Source organism: Argonema antarcticum A004/B2 (assembly GCF_023333585.1).
In the GTDB taxonomy this organism is placed as follows: Bacteria; Cyanobacteriota; Cyanobacteriia; order Cyanobacteriales; family Aerosakkonemataceae; genus Argonema; species Argonema antarcticum.
This window is the reverse complement of sequence record NZ_JAIQZN010000192.1, coordinates 1-4,310: the sequence shown is the minus strand read 5'-3', so window position 1 is coordinate 4,310 and position 4,310 is coordinate 1. Positions and strand designations below refer to the sequence as shown.

Here is a 4,310-nt window from a genome sequence, read left to right as displayed (position 1 = left end):
CATTGGTCATTGGTCATTGGTCATTGGTCATTGGTCATTGGTCATTGGTCATTGGTCATTGGTCATTGGTCATTGGTTATTGGTCATTGGTCATTGGGGATGGAAAGAAGAAAAAAGGTTACTCCCCCACTCTCCCACTCTCCCAGTCCCCCACTCTCCCACTCTCCCACTCTCCCACTCTCCCACTCTCCCACTCTCACAAATTGCCAATCACCGATTAAAATAACTCCAGCGTTAACTTTACCTCGTTGAGGGCAGCGTCAAGGATGCAATCCGAACTTCATTCACCCCAAACAGCTAAAAACTTCTGCGAAACTGGTAACCAGCTCAAAAGCCAGGGAAAATTAAATGAGGCTATAGAAAGCTACGAAAAGGCGCTAGAAATTCAACCAGACTACGCCCAGGTACATCACGAGATCGGAGAAGTTTATTTGCTGCAAAGGAGATTCCTTGAAGCGACAGCATCCGCCAAACTCGCCCTGAAGCTGCAACCGGACTTTGCTCCAGCATACAAGACTCTGGGCAACGCCCTGCAAGCACAGGGAAAGATAGAAGAGGCTTTGCGGGCTTACTCCAAGGCGCTGGAAATCGACCCGGAGTTTGCAGAAGCCCTTGTCAACAAAGGTACGATGCTTTCTAAGCTGGGTCAGCCTACTGAAGCGATCGCGTACTATGAAAAAGCGATCGCCATCAAACCAGAGATGGCAGCTGCCCACTGGAATATGGGAAATGTTCTCATGCAGCAAGAACGGTCAGATGAGGCAGTTCCTTACTGGCAAAAGGCTTTAGAACTCAAACCCGAACTCCTTAGCGCCGAAAGCCTCAACGACCTGGGAACGGCTGTGGGGAAAAAGGGCAAGTGGTCAGAGGCTAGAGAATATTACAAACGAGCGATTCAACTAAAACAGGATTACCCCTTAGCACACTTTAACTTGGGTACAGCGCTCAAGCAACAAGGCCAGATCGAAGAAGCGATCGGCCATTTCCAAAAAACTATCGATCTCAAACCCGATTACGCAGAAGCCTACAACCAGTTAGGCAACGCTTTGGTAGAACAAGAGCGGTTTTTTGAAGCGATCGTTCAGTATCAGAAAGTACTTAAACTTAGACCAGACTCGGCGCGGGGTCATTATAACATAGGCGCGGTTCTGGCGCAACAGGATAAGTTTGAGGAAGCGATCGCCCAGTTCCAAAAAGCGATCGATCTCCAACCCGACTTGGCCGAAGCTTACTATAACATCGGCATGGCAGTACAGCGGCAAAGTTATCAACAAGGCGAGCTTAATGCCGAGAAGTTCAAATATGCAATAAACACCCTTCAGAAAGCCATTGAACTCAAACCCGATCGGCTGCTTGCCCATTTGTGTATGTTGCATTTAATCAGCGTCCCTCCCAATAATTCTAATTTTGGGATTTTAAGAGAAGCAGCGGATAATTACATACTCAATTGTGGCGAAACCGGCCAGCTAATTGCTGCCGTGACCTTTATCAACACCTATATCAAATCCGGCCTAAATCAAATTGCCAGAGATAAATTTTTGGAAATAGAACCACTAATTTACAAGCGCCTGAAAGAATTGAAGCCAGAAGAAATAACAATTGTCTACACCCAAGTATTATTTAATATCAACTACTTGCGGGACGATATAGAGGCTAATTTGAGACTGGCAAAACTTATTGGCGAACAATATGTCGAAAAAGTTATCAATGCCAAGCCAAGTCAAATTTCCCATATTCAGCCCAAAGAGAGGAGTTCAGAATCCTTAAGAATAGGCTTTTTATCCAGTTACTTTGTCAGACATTCTGTAGGCTGGTGCAGTTATGACATCATCCGAGAAATGTTCAACCTGACGCAGAACGTCTATTTGTATGCCACAGGCGATCGCAAACCCGATGATAGAACTAAGTTGTTTGAACAAGCCTGTACCAAACTATATAGACCCCTAAAATCTCCAAACGGCGCAGCCGATACCAACGATATTATCGAGCAAATATTACAAGATAAAGTGGATATATTAATCGACTTGGATTCTCTCACCGTGCCAATTCAAGTCGATATTATCCATAAAAAACCAGCGCCAGTCTGTATGACGTGGTTAGGATTTGAAGCACCATTTACAGATGCGACTAATTACTTCATCTGTGACCGGCATACCCATCCTGCTGGCGTAGAACAATACTATCGCGAGCAGTTAATCCGTATGCCAGATTCTTCTGTGGCAATTTCTGGATTTGAATGCAACGCCGTGAATCGAGAAGCTGCCAGAAAAGCCTTGCGGATAGCTGAAGATCAGGTCGTCTACCTGTGCGTTGCACCAGCATATAAATTGAATCCAGATTTAATCAAAGCTCAGATCGAAATCCTCAAGCGCGTCCCTGATAGCGTGCTGATATATAAAGGTCATACTGGCGATCCTGAAGTAATTAAATCGGCTTATCAGAAAGGATGCGAAGAAGTTGGAGTTGGGTTTCACCGCCTCAAATTTGTGTCGATAAGCAAGACAGAAGAAGAACATAGAATGATATACAAAATCGCGGACGTTTTGCTCGATTCCTACCCTTATAATGGTGGTACGCATAACTTAGAAGCATTGTGGTTTAATTTGCCCGTGGTAACTAGATATGGCGATCCGTATCTTTCTAGGATGGGGTATTCTTTCCTGCAAACACTCTCTATTTCAGCAGGTGCGGCTAAGAGTTGGTCAGAGTATACAGATTGGGGAATTCAGTTTGGTAATAACCACGATTTAAGGCTGTCAATTCGAGAGCAACTGGTCCAATCTAAACAGCCAGAAACTTTATCACCGTTGTGGAACCCGAAAAAGGTTGCACAAGATATGTACGCGGTTTTTGAAGAACTTTTAGCCAAGCATATCGCTGCGGCTAATTCAATGACAACTGACAACTGACAACTGACAACTGACAACTGACAACTGACAACTGACCAATGACAACTGACAACTGACCAATGACTAAAGAACAGCAGCATCCACAATATTGGGCCGATCGCAAAATCGTTGATAACCTCTTGTCAGCACAGCCAAATGACTACAACCAAGCCGAATTAGCGCGGCTAAAAATTCGCTACCGTGGCTTTCCAGGCGCTCCAGATATCCAGAAAGACTTAGAAAAAGTTCTCCAAAACTGGGGTATAAGCGAAGAACAGCTTTATGAAAATACCCGCAAAATTCATGAAAAAGGCCAAGTTTATAAAACTCGAAATAGCGACACCGAGGATTGGGCATAATCCTCATTCTAGCGATCCGGACTGGAGCCCGGATCGTTAGAATGAGGCTCTGTTTCAGACAAGAACGAACATATCTGAAGTAATCAAGCTTGATGACAAACCAGTTACAGACGCTAACAGTTCGCCAGTGGTTCCGATGCGGATGAGGGTGTCCTGCGCCTGAGTACCCGTCCCTTGGCTAATCGTCAACTGGTCAAATCTTAGACCGCTAGCTAATCCCAGTAAATCTTGACCAGTCTGGAAGTCAGTAATGGTGTCTACTCCCGCACCAGGGGTCAGCACAAAGCGATCGCGACCCTCACCACCTATAACCCACATTCCGCACCCTCAACTGTCACACATGAACAAAAAGGGGAAGTAATAGTACAAATGAACTAAGAAAAAAGCGGAGTAAAGAGGCTTAATGATAATAAGTAGCATTAAGCTGAAGAAGGTTATCTTGCTTACTAAAGATTTTGCATTATGTGAATAATTACAAACCTTTCGGAGAATAATATACGCATCCTTGTATGTTTTGCTTCCTTCTTTCCAGGAAAAAAGTACACTTTTTATTTCTTCCCACTCAGGTGCTTTATCCCAGTTTTGAAAACGTTCAAAGACTTTTTTGTAATACCCCTTGAAAGTCGCTACATCATTAGGAATGTCTTTTGAGCGCTTACGTTTTGTGTTTTTGTTGCGTCCTTTCCAGTATTCGTTTTCTATCTCTTGAAATATCTCGCGATCCGTTTTAAGGTCATTTTCGATTTCGTTGATTTTCAAAATCTCGTCACTATACCACTCCCAGAACTCACTGGCTGTCTTGAGATTATCTAGTGCCTCGCGAATTTTCCAGCATTTAGATATCGCCTGAATCACTCCCTCTTCACTAAAGGGGCATCCACTAGCCTTAGATGACCGCTTGCCTGACCCTGGGAACTCAAATTGGAAGTAAAGCACTTTGTCTTGGAGCTTAAGACGAACCCCTTTGGGGCATTCCTTGCTCTTACGCTGATAAAATTGAATTAAATCTCCATAGCTGGTATACAAGCCTTGTCCCATGCCGTCTTTAGAGCTACTCATTTCC

Annotated in this window: 4 protein-coding genes and 1 pseudogene; 3 read left to right on the top strand and 2 right to left on the bottom strand. The window is 44.2% G+C overall.

What is annotated here, in order from left to right; genetic code table 11:
• The 3 genes from LAY57_RS34950 to LAY57_RS34940 form a co-directional block, all read left to right on the top strand.
• A partial coding sequence (locus tag LAY57_RS34950) for a hypothetical protein (protein ID WP_249071981.1) occupies nucleotides 1–252 on the top strand: 252 nt, incomplete at its 5' end.
• Nucleotides 253–266: 14 nt separating this feature from the next.
• Nucleotides 267–2,909: a tetratricopeptide repeat protein gene (locus LAY57_RS34945; protein WP_249071980.1), complete on the top strand. Its 2,643-nt coding sequence runs from the start codon at nucleotides 267–269 to the stop codon at nucleotides 2,907–2,909.
• A gap of 59 nt (nucleotides 2,910–2,968) precedes the next feature.
• On the top strand, nucleotides 2,969–3,247 hold the full coding sequence (locus tag LAY57_RS34940; RefSeq protein WP_249071977.1) for a DUF3288 family protein: 279 nt from the start codon (nucleotides 2,969–2,971) through the stop codon (nucleotides 3,245–3,247).
• Between the two features lie 54 nt (nucleotides 3,248–3,301).
• On the opposite strand, the gene LAY57_RS34935 is transcribed toward LAY57_RS34940, so the two are convergent.
• Together LAY57_RS34935 and LAY57_RS34930 are read right to left on the bottom strand one after the other, a co-directional pair.
• Nucleotides 3,302–3,565, bottom strand: a complete 264-nt coding sequence (locus tag LAY57_RS34935; RefSeq protein ID WP_249071975.1) for a calcium-binding protein — start codon at nucleotides 3,563–3,565, stop codon at nucleotides 3,302–3,304.
• Between the two features lie 9 nt (nucleotides 3,566–3,574).
• Nucleotides 3,575–4,310: pseudogene (locus LAY57_RS34930) on the bottom strand (hypothetical protein); the annotation flags it as partial.

What these genes read in the sequence shown, in the direction of transcription:
- LAY57_RS34940 (WP_249071977.1), top strand. Translation starts at nt 2,969, where the DNA reads ATGACTAAAGAACAGCAGCATCCACAATATTGGGCCGATCGCAAAATC.
- LAY57_RS34935 (WP_249071975.1), bottom strand. Translation starts at nt 3,565, where the DNA reads ATGTGGGTTATAGGTGGTGAGGGTCGCGATCGCTTTGTGCTGACCCCT.
- LAY57_RS34945 (WP_249071980.1), top strand. Translation starts at nt 267, where the DNA reads ATGCAATCCGAACTTCATTCACCCCAAACAGCTAAAAACTTCTGCGAA.